The organism is Corynebacterium sp. HMSC074H12 (genome assembly GCF_001813755.1).
Classification (GTDB): Bacteria; Actinomycetota; Actinomycetes; order Mycobacteriales; family Mycobacteriaceae; genus Corynebacterium; species Corynebacterium hiratae.
Genome location: NZ_KV813917.1, coordinates 1 through 15,032, shown reverse-complemented (window position 1 = coordinate 15,032; position 15,032 = coordinate 1). Strand labels below are relative to the sequence as shown.

At 60.8% G+C, this 15,032-nt stretch carries 10 protein-coding genes; 6 read left to right on the top strand and 4 right to left on the bottom strand.

What is annotated here, in order from left to right; genetic code table 11:
• Positions 1 to 505 precede the first annotated feature (505 nt).
• Both HMPREF2932_RS07750 and glgA read right to left on the bottom strand, forming a co-directional pair.
• Complete coding sequence (locus HMPREF2932_RS07750; RefSeq protein WP_071409944.1) at positions 506 to 1,963, bottom strand: GH32 C-terminal domain-containing protein; 1,458 nt, start codon at positions 1,961 to 1,963, stop codon at positions 506 to 508.
• Between the two features lie 11 nt (positions 1,964 to 1,974).
• Positions 1,975 to 3,129 (bottom strand): glycogen synthase, encoded by a 1,155-nt coding sequence (glgA, locus tag HMPREF2932_RS07745; protein ID WP_071409943.1) that lies wholly within the window; start codon positions 3,127 to 3,129, stop codon positions 1,975 to 1,977.
• A gap of 188 nt (positions 3,130 to 3,317) precedes the next feature.
• On the opposite strand from glgA, the gene glgC reads away from it, so the two are divergent.
• Entirely contained in the window at positions 3,318 to 4,535 is a 1,218-nt protein-coding gene (glgC, locus tag HMPREF2932_RS07740) for a glucose-1-phosphate adenylyltransferase (protein ID WP_046648300.1), read from the top strand.
• Positions 4,536 to 5,024: 489 nt separating this feature from the next.
• Here the strand turns inward: glgC and HMPREF2932_RS07735 are convergent, their stop codons facing one another.
• Positions 5,025 to 5,672 (bottom strand): O-methyltransferase, encoded by a 648-nt coding sequence (locus HMPREF2932_RS07735; protein WP_070516827.1) that lies wholly within the window; start codon positions 5,670 to 5,672, stop codon positions 5,025 to 5,027.
• A gap of 163 nt (positions 5,673 to 5,835) precedes the next feature.
• Between HMPREF2932_RS07735 and sigE the strand changes: the two genes are divergently transcribed.
• From sigE to HMPREF2932_RS07720, 3 genes are all read left to right on the top strand, one after another.
• Positions 5,836 to 6,501, top strand: coding sequence for an RNA polymerase sigma factor SigE (gene sigE / locus HMPREF2932_RS07730; RefSeq protein ID WP_070516829.1), 666 nt, complete (start codon positions 5,836 to 5,838; stop codon positions 6,499 to 6,501).
• Positions 6,502 to 6,584: 83 nt separating this feature from the next.
• Positions 6,585 to 7,034: an anti-sigma factor family protein gene (locus tag HMPREF2932_RS07725; protein ID WP_046648303.1), complete on the top strand. Its 450-nt coding sequence runs from the start codon at positions 6,585 to 6,587 to the stop codon at positions 7,032 to 7,034.
• Between the two features lie 67 nt (positions 7,035 to 7,101).
• Positions 7,102 to 7,674, top strand: a complete 573-nt coding sequence (locus tag HMPREF2932_RS07720) for a twin-arginine translocase TatA/TatE family subunit (protein ID WP_070516831.1) — start codon at positions 7,102 to 7,104, stop codon at positions 7,672 to 7,674.
• Between the two features lie 7 nt (positions 7,675 to 7,681).
• On the opposite strand, the gene HMPREF2932_RS07715 is transcribed toward HMPREF2932_RS07720, so the two are convergent.
• A complete protein-coding gene (locus tag HMPREF2932_RS07715; RefSeq protein WP_198531323.1) occupies positions 7,682 to 8,821 on the bottom strand; it encodes an Mrp/NBP35 family ATP-binding protein in 1,140 nt (379 codons plus the stop codon).
• A 159-nt stretch (positions 8,822 to 8,980) separates the two neighbouring features.
• Here HMPREF2932_RS07715 and HMPREF2932_RS07710 point away from each other — a divergent pair, with 159 nt between their 5' ends.
• Together HMPREF2932_RS07710 and HMPREF2932_RS07705 are read left to right on the top strand one after the other, a co-directional pair.
• The gene (locus tag HMPREF2932_RS07710) at positions 8,981 to 9,757 is read left to right on the top strand and encodes a hypothetical protein (RefSeq protein WP_070547274.1); all 777 of its coding nucleotides are present in this window, start codon (positions 8,981 to 8,983) and stop codon (positions 9,755 to 9,757) included.
• A gap of 441 nt (positions 9,758 to 10,198) precedes the next feature.
• The coding region (locus tag HMPREF2932_RS07705; RefSeq protein WP_246818643.1) for a G5 domain-containing protein at positions 10,199 to 15,032 on the top strand (4,834 nt) is incomplete at its 3' end.

Here is a 15,032-nt window from a genome sequence, read left to right as displayed (position 1 = left end):
AACACTCAAGAAATACCGCAGCTTTCAACTCGTCATTGGCAGCGAAACCATCCACGCCGCCGTACCACTACCCCCAGAAATCCAAACCCTCGTCAACACCATCACCACCCCAACCCTTCGGCACTAATTTGAGCCAAGTCAGGTTTCATGGCTACATCCCCGGTCCATCCTCAGCATTTCATGGCTACATCCCCGGTCCGGCCTTGACGCCGCGCGGCTACCAAAACTTCCCTTCGCGCTCACCGGCAGTGCACGCGACGGTTGTCTGAAGCCCACGGTGAGCGCGAAGGGCGGAGTGAGGCCCGGCCTGGCTGAGTGACGCGCGTCAGCTGCGTGGTCCCGCTGGCGCTCGAGGGCATCCTCGCTAATCTCCCTTCGCGCTCACCGGCCGCGCCCGCGGTGGTTGTTTGATGTCCACGGTGAGCGCGAAGGGTAGGGGAGCGCATTAAGAGGAGGACCGGTCATCCCGGTCCTCCTCTTATAGTTCAACACACGCGCGATGCGATTAAGAGCGCTTGGTGCCCTTTCGGCTCCACGACTGCTCAATGACAGCCTCGCCCTCCGTGCTGACCTCGATGGCAGAGCATCCGCCCTCGAAGTAGATACGAGAGCTCATAGCCACCAAGCCGCCGTCCACAAACACCTCAACGCTAGCGCCGTCTTGGATGACGGTGAGAGTGTCCGAATCGCCCTCCGCCAGTTGGGTCACCGCAGGAGCAGAGTCCTTGAAGTAGTGATCAAAGGCCTTCGACATGGAGCGATCCAGGCTGATCTCGGAGCCGGTGTGGCGGATGACAGCGGCGGCATCACCGTTACTGTCCTTCAGCGTGACGGTCACGGCGGAGCCTTCCGGAACCTCCAAAACACCAGTCCAGGATTGGGCATAATCGGAGAGCTTCACCGCATCCGGCAGACCCTCCGCCGGGGTCTGGTACAGCACACCGCCCTGCAGCGTGACCGCACGGGGCAGCGACAGGCTATTGGCCCAGCCCTCCGCCTCCCAGGATGGGTGCTTGGTGGCGTCGTCACCGCGACCGTTGCCGTTGAGCAGACCGAGGATGACCGCACGGTCGTAGCGGCGCTCTTGCGGAATCGTTCCGGTCGTGGTGTTGGTGTTGCGCGGGCGGGAGAAATCGTGGCCAAAGTCCACGCGCTGGAAACCCTTCGCCACGGTGAACACCGTGCCATCAAGGCGGCCCACGATATAGCCGGAAACATCGCGGCCCTCGCGCTCTAAGGTCACGAAGAGCACATCGTAGATTTCCCTATCGACCTCGTCGCGCAGGCGCACCAAGCGCGGCGAGACCACCGGCGGGATGGGGGAGGTAGCCGGAACCTCGCCCTCCTCAAAACCGGGGTCGCCGTCGAAGCTCAACGGCCCGAGGAGCGTCCAGGATTCGCCATCGGGGCTATCCAGGATCACCGGCACCGGCGCGTCCGAGTGCCCGGTCAGCGCAAGCATGAGCCAGCCATCGTGGCCTTCCTCGCGGTCCTCCTTGGCCCAATCTGGGACCACAGAGGGAGAGCGGAAGCGGTCGTGATTGGTGCTGGCTCCGACAGCCTCGCCGAAGCGGACGACATCCGGGTCGAGCGCCGTAGGGTCATCGGAGACGACGCATTCATCGGCGTAGTCGGTGTAACGCGCTAGGCGCACGCTCGTGCCCACCGAGGTCACCGAGGTGAAATACAAGTTGAGCGCGTCCTTACCCTCCGCGACGGAGCCAGCACGCAGCGACAGCTCTCCGCCCACGGGGGCTAGGACGTCGTCGCAGTCGAGCCACTCGAAAGCTGTTTCTTCAGACGTGGAGTGGCCCCAGCGTGCGGGCTGGTCAGCCGCGGGCCGGTACTGGTGGAACAGGTGCCACGTGTTACCGTCGCGGACGATTCCCGCGGGGGCGTCGAGGATCCCGGTGTCGGGAACGAAATGTAGTTCTGGGCGATGAGGCGGTTCGTTAAGAGTCACGGCAGTCCTTCCTACATCAACGAACGGTAAATGTCCACGGTCTGCTGCGCGATGGTAGCCCACGAGAAGTCATCAATCGCGCGCTGGCGACCGGCGCTGCCATAGCGCTGCGTCAGTTCCTTGTCCGCGGCCACTCGATTCACGGCGGCGGCGAGATCAGCCTCAAAGGTGGCTTCATCAGCGGCATCGTAATTGACCAAAACGCCGGTCTCACCATCCACGACGACCTCCGGGATGCCACCCACATTGGAGGCTACGACCGCGGTGCCGCAAGCCATGGCTTCGAGGTTAACAATGCCCAGCGGCTCATAGATCGACGGGCAGACGAACACATCGGCACCGGAATAGACCTGCTTAATCTCCTCGCGGGACAACATGTCCTTAACCCAGAACACACCATCGCGCTGCGAACGCAGCTCCTCCACGAGGGCTTCGGTCTCCGCCGCAATCTCCGGCGTATCCGGCGCGCCCGCACACAACACGAGCTGGATATCCTCATCAAAGCTCTGGGCCGCCTTGAGCAGGTGCTTCACGCCCTTCTGTCGGGTAATCCGGCCCACGAAGGCAACGACAGGACGCTGCTTGTCGACGCCCAACTTATCCAGCATCGCCGACTCACCCGGCTGCCACACCTGCGTATCGATGCCATTGAGGACCACATGCACCTTATCGGCGTCGATACGGGGGTAGGCATCCAAGATGGAATCTTTCATGCCGGCAGATACGGCGATGACGGCGTCGGCGTATTCCATCGCGTTCTTCTCCGACCAAGAGGAGACCTCATAACCGCCGCCCAGCTGCTCGCGCTTCCACGGGCGGTGCGGCTCGAGGGAGTGCGCGGTAACCACGTGGGGGATACCGTACAACCGGCTGGCGAGGTGCCCACCAAGGCCCGTGTACCACGTGTGCGAGTGAGCCACATCGATGTCGGAGGCGGCGTTGGCCATGCGTAGACCCGTAGACAGTGTCTGCAGCGCAGCGTTGGCATCCTTCAATGCGGGGTCAACGCCATGGACAAAAACGTCTTTCTCGTCGCGCTCAGACCCCATGCAGTGGACGGAGACATCGATGATCTCGCGCATGAAACGGGTGAGCTCTGCAACATGGACGCCAGCTCCACCGTAAATCTCAGGCGGATACTCCTTAGAAAAAATTCCGGCTCTCATACTCGCCAGAATACGGACATTCCGCAGCGCGCGCTAAACCTTCCTATCGCGCGCCTCGGGCGCGGCGCGCAGCGGCTTTGGGACGCAAACACGAAGGAAGCACGCAAGAGGGGTGAGGGAGGTTAAAGGGGGTAAAAACACGCAAACTTCTACTGCACGATGCGGAAAATGTCTATAAGTTGGGTGGTGTGAGAAGCCTTCCTAATGTCCTTGCCATTGTCCTTGCCGGCGGCGAGGGAAAGCGCCTCTTTCCGCTGACGGAAGACCGCGCTAAGCCCGCCGTTCCTTTCGGCGGCTCCTACCGCCTGATCGACTTCGTGCTGTCCAACCTCGTTAACGCCGGATACCTCAAGATTGCGGTGCTAACCCAGTACAAGTCCCACTCTTTGGACCGCCACATTTCCCAGGCGTGGAACCTGTCTGGCCCGACTCCGCAGTACATCGCCTCCGTACCCGCCCAGCAGCGCCGCGGTAAGCGTTGGTACAACGGTTCGGCCGATGCCATCTTGCAGTCGCTGAACCTGATTTATGACGAGAAGCCGGATTACGTCATCGTCTTTGGCGCCGACCACGTCTACCGCATGGACCCGGCCCAGATGGTGGAGGAGCACATCGCGACTGGCCTGGACTGCTCCGTGGCGGGCATCCGCGTCCCGCGCTCGGAGGCTTCTGCCTTCGGCTGCATCCAGGCGGATGGGATGGGCACGATTACGGAGTTCGTCGAGAAGCCTGCGAATCCCCCGGCCACCCCGGATGATCCGAACATGACCTACGCCTCCATGGGCAACTACGTCTTCACCACGCAGGCGCTTATCGACGCTTTGCTGGAAGACGAAAAGAATGAGGACTCCGCGCATGACATGGGCGGCAACATCATTCCTTATTTCGTGAAGCGTGAGCAGGCACACGTCTACGACTTCATGGCCAATGAGGTGCCCGGTTCTACGGAGCGTGACCATGGCTATTGGCGCGATGTCGGTACCATCGACTCCTTCTATGAGGCACACATGGACATGATTTCGGTGCACCCCATTTTCAACCTGTACAACCGCTCGTGGCCTATTCACTCCACAGATGACTCGAACTTCCCGCCGGCGAAGTTCGTGCAGAACGGTATCGCCCAGTCCTCGATGGTGGCTCCGGGCTGCATTGTCTCCGGCGGTACGGTGCGTAACTCTGTGCTCTCTTCGGACGTGCACGTGGCCGATGGCGCGACGGTGGAAGGCTCCGTCATCCTGCCGGGCGTGCGCATTGGACGCGGCGCGGTGGTCCGCCACGCCATCCTGGACAAGAACGTGGTGGTCAGCGATGGTGCGATCATCGGCGTGGACCGCGAGCGCGATGAGGAGCGCTTCAAGGTTTCCGAAGGTGGCGTGGTCGTCGTGGGTAAGAACGTAAAGGTCTAAGCCGCGAGACAGCACAGTAGTTTAAGCGGGCGTGCGGGTGGATTGAAGTCCACTCCACGCCCGTTTCCGTGGCTTTGATGGCGCCGACGAGTTCCGGGTTGCCTCAGGAGCCTGCGCGGCAACACTCCCAGCAACAGCACCCCCTGCAACATCACGCGCGGCACAACCACACCCTGCACCAACACGCGCGGCACAACCACCCCCTGCAACAACACGCGCGGCACAACCACACCCTGCAACAACACACCCTTCGCGCTCACCGAAAGTGCGCGGCCCGCCTCGTGAAGCCCCATGGTGAGCGCGAAGGGCGGGGGTGGGAACGGAGAAGGAGTAAAAGTGGGCGCAAAGAAGGACACCGGCGCCACAGGGCGGGGTTTTGCTCGGAGACGTATCAGTGGCTAAACCAACGGTGCCCTAAATGACGAAAGTCTCCGTGCCGATCGAAAAACGGGCGATGGTTTTGGCAGATCGGGCAGTTTCAGAAGGCGGCTACAGCTTGGTAATGAGCGTCAGGCCCGCGCCGTAGGGCAGGCGCGTCACGGCCGCGCCCTCGAGGGAGCGGGCAACCTCGTCGGCCTCGCGGGTAGCGGCGGTGTCGCGGTCGGTGCGGGAGGGGTCGGCCACGGTGCCGTCGAGAAGCGCATTGGCCAGCACCAAAGTGCCGTGCTGGTGCAGCAGCGGCCAGGCGGCCTTGAGCAGCGCAGGCATGTCGAGCGCGGGGACCTCGGCGTAGATCACCTGGTAGGTGTCATTAGCCAGACGGCCCATGATGTCGAGGGGGCGCGAGGGTAAGAAACGGCCGCGGCTGGGGGAGTAGCCGGCCTCGCGGAAGGTTCGCTTGGCGCTGGCTTGGTGCTCTGCCTCCGGATCGATGCAGGTGAGGATTCCGTTCTCTGGCATGCCGGCAAGCAGATAGAGGCCCACGACGGATGCTGCGGGAGTAATCGCCACCGCCTGCGGCCGCGAGGTGGTGCCGGATGAAACCGCCGCGAGCGTGGTGAGCAACTGGCCGGTTGCCTCATCCGGGGCTGGCAGGCCGTACTCCTCCGCGTGGGCGCGAGCGCCGGCGAGAACCTCGGAGACCTCGCTGGTGGATTCGATGTAGGTTCGCATTGCGTCATAAGCCGTAGTAGTCACAAAAGAAAACCATAGTGAAATCGCCACAGCTGCGTGCCGAGAATCGCCCACAACTCTCCTCAGCTGTGACGCAAGAAGCGCATGTAAGCGTTGTGACGGATTCACAGGCTGCTCACAGGGCCGTGGCTGGAGTTTCGACGCGCACTATAGAAAGATATTCGGCATGACCACACAGCAGCGCGAGTTTGAGCACGCTCACCGTTCCACCGATTCCTCCGCCACTGGCAGCCATGATGCCAGCGCTGAAACTGAGAAGTTGACCGGAACCGCTGCGTTCGACGCCGGCCAAGCCGATATGCCTTCCTGGGGTGAACTCGTGGCTGAGCACGCCGATGATGTCTACCGCTTGGCTTACCGCCTCTCCGGCAACCAGCACGATGCTGAAGACCTCACGCAGGAGACCTTCATGCGTGTCTTCCGCTCCTTGGATAAGTACCAAGCGGGAACCTTTGGGGGCTGGCTGCACCGCATCACCACCAACCTCTTCCTGGACATGGTCCGCCACCGCTCCAAGATCCGCATGGAGGCCCTGCCGGAGGATTATGAGCGCGTCCCCGGAACCGACATGACCCCGGAGCAGGCCTATTCGGTAGCTAACCTGGATCCGGCGCTGCAGTCCGCGCTGGATAACCTCGCACCGGATTTCCGCGTGGCGGTGGTTCTCTGTGATGTCGTGGGCATGAGCTACGACGAAATCGCCGAAACCCTCGGCGTCAAGATGGGCACCGTGCGCTCCCGCATCCACCGCGGCCGTTCCCAGCTGCGTGCCGCTCTGGAGAAGGAAGCCGAGAGCAACGCAGACACCCGCAGCCTGCTGCGTACGCGCTAGACTGGGCAGCGTTTAAGTCTGAGACCGCGAGAATTCTGCCGCCTAGGGCAGAGGAGCGCGCACTGAGGTGAGGTGACGTTGAGGTGAAAGCAGAAGGACATAGCAGCGACGGCCAGTCCCTGAGTCTGTCCGGATTCTTCACCGAGGCCCAAGCCAAAGTCCGCGATAAGGCGAAGGCCCGCGCCCAGCGGGCAGATACCATCGGCCATTTGGGGCCCGAGGCGGTCGTCGCTTTCGTCGACGGCGAGATGCCCGCCAAATATGCCCACCGCGTACGCATCCATCTCGTGCACTGCCCGGAATGCCGGGCAGAAATCCACCACCAGCGCAACGCCGCCGAGTGGGTTCGTGAATGCAGCGTGGAATCCCATGTCAAGGCTCCTGATTCCCTGATGGCGAAGCTTGCAGGTATCGCTCATCAGGGCGTAGGGCCCGGGCCGGATGCGGAAGCGCCTGCGCACCAGCCACGTCAGGATTTCTTGGACAAGGTGGAGATGGTTGTGCGCGCCATCCGGCACAACCAGCGGGGCTAAGAAGAGCCCCAAGCCTTCCGCGCGCCCGTCGCCCAGTTACCTCTAGCGAAGTAGTTAAGATAGTTTCGTGTTTTCCTCAATTGGTTGGGTAGAGATCCTCGTCATCGTGCTGCTGGGGCTGGTGATCATCGGCCCCGAGCGCTTGCCCGGCGTGATTATGGACGTCCGCGCGGCTATCTACGCCGCGCGCAAGGCCATTGCGAACGCCAAGGCGGAGCTCAACGGTGAGATGAGCGGTCTCGGCGCGGAGTTCGATGACCTCCGGGTGCCCCTGAGCCAGGCGGCGGAATGGACGCGCATGGGCCCGCGCGGGGTTATCACCAAGGCGCTTTTCGACGGCGACGATTCCGCCTGGGACGACTTCAACCCGAAGAAGATGGCTGAGGACATCAAGAAGAGCACCAGCCCGTATGAGCATGACGCGGAAATAAACAACCAACCCGCGCATAACCAGCAGGGGCCGGCACAGCCAGCGCCGGAGCAGAACACTGGCCGGCCGACCTTCGATTATTCGCAGGTCTATCCGGACCTTGGCGCCCAGCAGCCGGCGGGGGAGAAGGCGGCTAAAACGACACAGCCCCCGCGCGGCGGAAATGCATCCACCGGCGAGGGCAGCTCCTCCTGGGAGGACGTCACCTAAGGGTTATTTAGCCCTTGCGGGTGACACCCAAGCCAAGCTTCTTGCCCACGAGGGAATCGGAGCGTACGGCAATGGAATCGGCCACCTTGTTGATGGCCTGGGTAGCGGGGGAGTCGGGCGCGGAAATAACGATGGGGGTTCCGGCATCGCCAGCCGCGCGCAGGCTCGGATCCAGCGGGATGCTGGCCAGCAGGGGAACCTCGTGGCCCAGCAGCACGCTGAGGCGCTCGGCCACTACTGTGCCGCCGCCGGAGCCGAAGATATCCATGGTGGAACCATCCGGCATGACCATCGCACCCATGTTCTCAATCACGCCGGCCACGCGCTGGCGCGTTTGCTGCGAGATGGAACCGGCGCGCTCGGCAACCTCGGCCGCGGCCGCCTGCGGGGTGGTCACAATCAGCAGCTCCGCATTGGGGATGAGCTGGGCCACCGACAGTGCAACGTCGCCGGTACCCGGCGGCAGGTCGAGCAGGAGCACGTCCAAGTCACCCCAGAAGACGTCCGCGAGGAATTGCTGGAGGGCGCGGTGGAGCATCGGCCCGCGCCAGACCACCGGCGCATTGCCCTCCACGAACTGGCCAATAGAAATGTGCTTGATGCCGTGGGAGATGGGGGGAAGCAGCATTTCGTCGTCAAGCACTGTGGGGCCCGCCGTGGAACCCAGCAGGCTGGGCACGGAGTGGCCGTAAATATCGGCGTCCACGATGCCCACCTTGAGCCCCTTGTTGACCAAGGCAGCGGCCAGGTTCACCGTGACGGAGGACTTGCCCACGCCTCCCTTGCCGGAGGCCACCGCGAACACGCGGGTGGTGGACTCGGGCTTGGCAAAGGGGATCTCCGGCTCGGCTTGCCCGCCGCGCAGCTTCTGCTTGAGCTCTTTACGCTGCTCGTCGCTCATCGGAGTCATGGAGATGCTGATGTTGCCGACACCGTCGATCTCCGCCACGGCCGCGCGGGTATTGGACTCGATGGTGCCCTTCATCGGGCAGCCGGCGATGGTGAGATAAAGCTCGATGTCCACGTCCGGACCGTTGACGGCTACGGACTTCACCATGCCGAGCTCCGTGATGGGGCGTCCGATTTCTGGGTCATCGACGCGGGTGAGCGCGTCGCGAACGGAAGATTCAGTAATAGCGCTAGTCATAACGCGCATTAGTCTAGTCACTTGCTATCGGGGAGAGCCACACCGCCGTCTGGCCAGCGGGGTGTGTAAAATTCAGCCAGATGCCGCGGCCCAGCGCTGCGGACTGAGAACCCTGAAGAACAGCGACATGTGCGCTGCATGTCCGGTTGAATAGAAAGAATGCGCCTGATTCTGATGCCCCGCCTTATTGCACGTTCCCGCACCTTCGCCCGCGTTGTTGGGGTGGCCTTGGTGGGGGTTGCGGGGGCGTCGTTAAGCGCCTGCTCCGGGTATGAACCCAAGCCGGATCCGAACCCAGTGAACTCGGCGCCTATCACCATCATGATTGACCCGACATCCCATGAGCAGCGCGTGCTGGCGGAGATCTACCGCCAGACCCTGCGCGATGAGGGACGCGCGGCTACCGTTTCACAGAAGCCAAAGCTGGTGCGTCAAGGAGGGGAGCACATCAGCGGGGTCAGCACTAACGGCAACTTCTTCGTGGGCTGCACGGGTGAATTCTTAAGCGTCTACAACCCGGAGGAAGCCCGCGCGATTTCCAAGGACTACGTGGCTGCCAAGGAAGAGGGCACCAAGGACGTGGACTTTTTGGAGCGCACCCACGTCGCGCTCATGGCCTCGCTGCCACCGGAGGTCTCCGTGGTGGAGCCTGCCGGTGCCGCAGGCTGCCCTAATTCAAAGCCGGAGCTTCCACAGAATTACGTCGTGGTCTACCAAGACGGGCTATTTAACCGCGATGAGAAGCTGGAAGTTGCCTCCTTTACCAAGTTCCTCACCGCGCAGGATCTCGATGAAGTGGTGAAGGAAGTAGACGACTCCGAGGACTTTGAAGAGACCGTGCGCGCCTGGATGGAGGCCAACCTCATGCAGAACCTCAACGAGGAAGGCGACTCCAACTCTTCCGGTGGCTCGGATTTGGTCCACGAGGAATCCTAAAAGAGACAAGCTAGGGGGCGCAGTCCTCGGCGCCTGGGGGTGGCGATACGGGACTGCATATAACGGCGATGGACACGCCCTGCTTGGCGACGTCCCACCGAACCGCCCCACTCCCTACGTACGGAAACCAATCAGTGTCTCGCAGAGTGGGCGGTTTCAGGAAATCTATAGCTCACACATAGTTGTGTACTTATTCTTAAAGATTCCAGGTAAAACCCTATTTTTCTTGCGGTTTTCTGTGTAGCCGGGTACTATCTTTAGCGTTCGCCTGCCTATTTCCTGTCAATTCCTAAATGATTTTGTGAGGAAATGTCTTGAGAAGCCGCCGCGGCTTTCGGGTTTCCGCACTGTGGGGTGGGGCAGGGTACTGCATTTGAAAGGACTTAAGGAATGAATGCACCACGAAGTGGCTCCGCCCGTAGGCGCTCTTCCCGTAAAGGGGTGGCAGCTCTTTCTGCTATTACACTCGCGCTGAGCGGCCTCAGTATCACCTCTTTTAATACTGTCGTCCCCGAGGCCACCGCCGCGGAGTTCTCTGGGGGTATCCGCGACAAGTCGGGAGCGGTGGAGCAGGATGCTCAGAAGGCTTCCGACCTCCCGGCTGGTTCGTGTGTTGTCTCGGAAAACTCTCAGCAGGGCAGCCAGGCTGGTTTCAGCTGGTATACCTCTGAGCCGGCTGCGGAAAGCCCCAACAAGAAAGCCTGGGGCTTGAGTGTTTCCTTTGACAACTCGAAGGACCGCACGTTCGCTGATTGGAGCTTTACCAATTCAGGCCTTATGGGTGCGTACCTCGATGCAGCGCAAATCCCCGCTATGAATGCGGGCCAGACCCTTGTTGACAAGGCAGTCACACACAAGGCCGACGAAATCCTCGATATTACTGCTTCTAGGCAACAACGAAACCTAAATCTCAACGCGGAACTGACTGACCAGAAAGTCAAGCAGTTCGCTGAGGCCGCCGCCGCCAACCCGGTACGTTACGCCTGGCAGGGTAACTATAAGCAGGAAAATCCCGACCCAAGGACTAGGGCCACCCGGGGAGAATCTGCAGGCTTTACGGCCGTCGTGAACCCGTGGCCGAGCGAGAACATCGAATGTAACCCGATCACGGTGTCGTGGGAGAACTTCGAAAAGCACGTCATCGTCCCCGGTGAGGAAACCAAGGTCGGTAAGGTCAATGTTCCTGCTGTGCAGAACGGTGGCACTGACGACTCTATGTCCCGCATGGTCGTGGAGGCTTACGATGGCAACGGCGCGTTCATCGGCACCACGGACCCGGCCGCATCCGGCGGTACGCAGAACCTGCGTATCGACGAAACGACCGGCGAAATCTTCTTCACCTGGCCTGAGTACCGCGGTACCGACCTGGCAACTGACAAGAACGTGAACTTCTCCGTTCTGGCAAAGCCGCGTAGCGTGGACCAGCTCCAGGCGGCTGCCGAGAACAACAACTTCGGGGAAGGCGCTACCTTCGACAGCTCCAACTCGCTGACTCGCTACAACAAGGCAAACGTCATCGACTCGAAGGCGTTCTCCCTTGATGACACCGAGTACCACACCCCGAAGTACGACAAGACGGATGCTTCGATCATCTCCGGCGTCGATAGTGCTACTGGGCCGATTGCTACCGAGCCGCAGAAGGTCACCTTCACCCAGACCCCTGACCTGATCAAGGACCTGGCAAAGAAGAAGGGTGATAACGGCTTCGAAGCCAAGGTTGAGCTGGATGAGAAGTACGTGTACGACGGCTGGACCGTCGAGATGGACGAAAACTACAACGTCACTGTCACCGCTCCGGAAGAGCCGAAGCCGGGCACCTTCGCTCGCCCGAAGGTCATCGTTGAATACTCCAACGGCTCCACTGATGAGCTTGAGCTGCTCGTGGTTGTTGACCCGAACAACACCCAGGTCACTGACTTGGTGCGCCCTGGTCTGTCTAAGGGCAAGCTGAATGAGGACATCACCGTTCAGGTGGGTACCAAGTCCATCATGAAGGGCCATAAGCCGGTCCACCCGGCCAAGTTCGAGATCGACGAGTCTACTGTGCCGGATGGCTGGACCGTCACCGTCGATGACACCGGCAAGGTCACCGCGAAAGCAGACGACTCTGTTGCACCGGGAACCGTCATCACCCCGAAGGTGAAGGCAACCTACCCGGACCAGACCACGGATGAGATCGAGGTCCAGTTCCAGGCGATCGTGGACATCAAGATCCCGACCTACGACACAGTGACTGGTCAGCCGAACGCGAGCGTCAGCCTCACTCCCGAAATCCCGGAGCGCGGTCTGAGCGGCAACACGACCGATGAACCCCCGACGCGCTACACCTTCGAGGATGGCACCAACCAGACCACCCTTACTAGCAAGGATGGCAAGACGTGGACCGTCTACGTTGACGAGAAGACTGGTGAGATTACGACCACGATCCCGAAGGGTGCGCAGGAAGGCGACATCCTGAACGTTCCGGTCAAGGCTCACTACAGCGATGAAGGCAAGCAGAAGCCGCAGACGGTTGTCGGCACTGTCGTCGTTATCAAGGGCGACATCAAGGCGAACTACAACGTCCAAACCACCGCTCCTGGCCAGGCAGTGAAGCACCAGGTTGAAGACGCGCCTGACGGCTCGACTTTCTCCTTTGGTCGAAAGGACGGCAAGCCGGTTCTTTCTCAGGAAGTCAACGGCTGGAAGTACACCATTGACCCGAAGACCGGTGAAGTTTCCTCCACCCCGCCGGCCGATGCTAAGCCAGGTGACAAGAACACCGTCACGGTAACCGTTAACGCCCCAGGTGGTCTGACGACTCAGGCACCGGTTACCACCGTGGTCAAGCTGACCAACGCCTGGGAGTCTGAGCCGGTTGTTCCGTCCCAGACGGTCTACCCGGGTGGCACGGCGACCTCGCCGATTGGCGTCGAGAAGCCTGCAGAGATCAACCTTGATGCGGACAAGCCGTTCATGATCAACCCGAAGGGCCTCGAAGCCACCGGTGAGAACAACGAATTCGGCAACCCCACCTACAAGGTGAAGACGGCTAACGGCGACTGGATCGTCGGCCTGGATGACAAGGGCAACGTAATCTCCACCGCGCCGGAGACCGCGAAGCCGGGCGACAAGATCGACGTTCCGGTCATCGTGACCTACGAGGACGGCTCTAAGGACAACACCACCGCAACGGTCAACGTCATCGACGTTCCGAAGCGGGAGGTTCCGTTCAAGGTCGAGTACAAGTACGACGACACCATCCCTGCCGGTACCTACAAGGTTGAGACTACGGGTGTGCCTGGCGAAGAGAAGATGAACCAGGACGGCACCTGGGATCAAACCAAGGCACCGGTCAACGAGGTCGTCGTCGTCGGCACCAAGCCTGCCGAGAGCGCCAAGGAAGTCACGTGGACGGTTCCGATTCCTTACCCGACCGAGGTTCGCGAGAACCCGGACCTGAAGCCTGGTGAAACCCGGGTTGTTCAGGAAGGTGAGAACGGTGAGAAGACCTTCACCGCTAAGTTCACCGCTTCGGGCGATCAGGCTGAGGTCGTCGAGGAAGAGACCACCAAGGAGCCTGTCAAGCGGATCGTCGAGTACGGCCCTGGCATTGCTCCGAGCGAGCTGGTGACCAAGACTGAGAAGCCGATTCCGTTCGACACCAAGGTGATCTTCGACGACTCCCTCGAAGCCGGCAAGCAGGTTGTTGACCAAAAGGGTGAGGTTGGTACCGAAGTTGAGACCTCGACTCAGAAGCTCGTGGACGGAAAGCCTTCGGGCGACCCGGTCGTGACATCTGAGCGCACGAAGGAGCCGACCGAGCAGATCATCCGCGTTGGCACCAAGACCACCGGCACCAACACTGAGACCGTTAAGTCTGAGGTTCCGTTCGGTGTGAAGATCGAATTCGATCCGAACCTGCCTGCCGGTAAGTCTGAGGTTGTGACCGAGGGTGTTCCTGGTGAGAAGACGGTCACGATCACGCGCGAGATCGTCAACTCGAAGCCTGGCGACCCTCAGATCACCGAGGAGATTACCAAGCAGCCTGTTGATCAGGTCATCAAGGTTGGTACCAAGCCGTCTGAGGCTTCCTCGAAGGTCACCTGGACTGCTCAGGTTCCGTTCGAGGTTATTACCCGTCCGAACCCGGAGCTGAAGCCGGGTGAGATCAAGGTCGTCCAGAAGGGCGTGCCTGGCGAGAAGACCTACACCGCTGACTTCACTGCCAAGGGTGACCAGGCAACGGTCACCCCGGAGGAGAAGCAGACCAAGGCTCCTGTTAACGAGATCATCGAGTATGGTCCGGCACCCGAGGACACCTCTGTGGTGACCAAGGTAGAGAAGCCGGTTCCGTTCGAGACTGAGATCGTCTTCGACAACTCTCTCAAGGAGGGCGAACAGAAGGTTGACCAGCAGGGTGAACTTGGCACCGAGGTTGTGACCTCGACTCAGAAGATCGTCAACGGCAAGCCGGACGGCGATCCTACTGTGACGACTGAGCGCACCAAGGAGCCGGTCAAGCAGATCATCCGCGTGGGCACTAAGTCGGAAGGCACTCACACCAGTGAGTATGTCAAGGATGTGCCATTCGAAACCTCGGTCATCTTCGATGACACGATGGAAGCGGGTAAGCAGGAGACTGTCCAAGAAGGCAAGCTCGGTAAGGACAAGGTCACCACGACGCTGACCATCGAGAACTCGAAGGTCGTAGATTCCAAGACCGAAACCGAGCGTGTGACCGAGCCGGTCAATAAGATCATCAAGGTCGGTACTAAGGGCAAGCCTGCCTCCACGCAGATCGAGTGGAATGAGAAGACTCCATTCGAGACCGAGATCCGTGTCAACCCTGACCTGCAACCTGGAGAGACTAAGGTTGTCCAGGAGGGCAAGCAGGGCGAGATCAAGCACACCGTCAAGGTCAACGCCGAGAACGGTGAGATCACCAAGGAACACTCCTCCGATAAGATCAGCGACCCAGTCAAACAGATCATCGAGGTTGGTCCGGCCAAGAACCAGACCGAACTTACCGATAAGCACACCGAAAAGACCCCGTTCGACACCATCATCGAGTACGACCCGAACCTCGAGGTAGGCAAGGTTGTTGAGGACCAGGCTGGTGCCTTCGGTGAGAAGGAGATCACCAAGACCTGGAAGCTCGAAAACGGCAAGCCAGTCGGTGACCCGGAAACCTCTGAAGAGGTCATCAAGGACCCGCAGCCGCGCAAGCTACGCGTAGGCACCAAGTGCAAGTGCGAGAGCCCGAGTGAGGAACCGAGCGAAGAGCCGAGCGTGC